This window comes from Geminocystis sp. CENA526, from assembly GCF_050753365.1.
Lineage (GTDB): Bacteria > Cyanobacteriota > Cyanobacteriia > Cyanobacteriales > Cyanobacteriaceae > Geminocystis.
Map to the genome: position 1 here is coordinate 1 of NZ_JBLZFY010000305.1, position 1,160 is coordinate 1,160.

2 protein-coding genes are annotated in these 1,160 nt (G+C 33.2%); both read left to right on the forward strand.

Annotated elements, in window-relative coordinates:
* Nucleotides 1-120, forward strand: a 120-nt coding sequence (locus tag ACN4EE_RS23560) for a DUF4351 domain-containing protein (RefSeq protein ID WP_431708945.1), incomplete at its 5' end; no start/stop codon positions are given.
* 108 nt (nt 121-228) lie between these two features.
* The coding region (locus ACN4EE_RS23565) for an Rpn family recombination-promoting nuclease/putative transposase (protein ID WP_431708944.1) at nt 229-1,160 on the forward strand (932 nt) is incomplete at its 3' end.

The following is a 1,160-nucleotide window of genomic DNA, read 5'->3' on the forward strand; positions in this document are numbered from 1 at the left end:
CAAGAATTAGAAGATAATATTAATCGCTTATCTTTATCGCAACTTGAGAATTTGGCAGATGCAATTTTTGATTTTCAATCTTTAGATGATGTGATTCATTGGTTAGACATTAACTCTTAATCAATGTCTAGCTCGATCGAAATCTGATATGCTTTTGCTTAGGAATAAATAGTGATAAATAATTACTGTGGTGGGGTGTGCATCGCCCTACTATAGCCTTTTAAATTTATGATATATGATAGATCACGATCGCGCAGCGCCGCTCTTAGCGATCGACTATTTAAAGAATTAATCCAAACATTTTTCTGGGAATTTATCGAGTTATTTATTCCCGAAGTTTTGCAGTATGTATCAAAGGAAACTTTAACCTTTTTACCCGAAGAAGTTTTTACCGATGTTACCGCAGGAGAAAAACGCAAAATTGATCTTTTAGCCCAAGTAAAATGGCAAGAAAAAGATACTTTTTTCCTCATTCATATAGAGAATCAAGCCTATAATCAAAAAGAATTTGAACGGCGAATGTTTGATTATTTTGCCCGTTTACATCAACAACATCGTTTACCGATTTATCCGATCGTTCTTTTCTCTTATGATAAGCCAAAAAGGGAAGAAAAAAATCAATATCAAGTCATTTTCCCTGACAAAAAAATCCTCGAATTTAACTTTACCACTATCCAATTAAATCGACTGCCTTGGCGACAATTTTTGTCTCAACCTTCTCCCATTGCTTCGGCTTTAATGGCGAAAATGGATTTTAAACCAGAGGAGAGAGTTAAGGTAAAATTAGAGTGTCTGAGAATGTTAGCAACTTTAAGTTTAGACCCTGCTAGAATAAAGCTAATTTCAGGATTTATTGATACCTATTTAAAATTAAACCCAACGGAAAAACAAGCATTTGATACCGAATTAAAACAAACAGAAATAAACAAGGAGGAAAAAGTTATGGAAATTGTCACCAGTTGGATGGAAGAAGGCATTGAAATCGGAGAAAAAAGAGGAGAAGAAAGGGAGGGAAAAAAATTAATGAAGCGTTTAATTAAAAGGCGATTTAATAATCTTTCTCAAGAATTAGAAGATAATATTAATCGCTTATCTTTATCGCAACTTGAGAATTTGGCAGATGCAATTTTTGATTTTCAATCTTTAGATGATGTGATTCA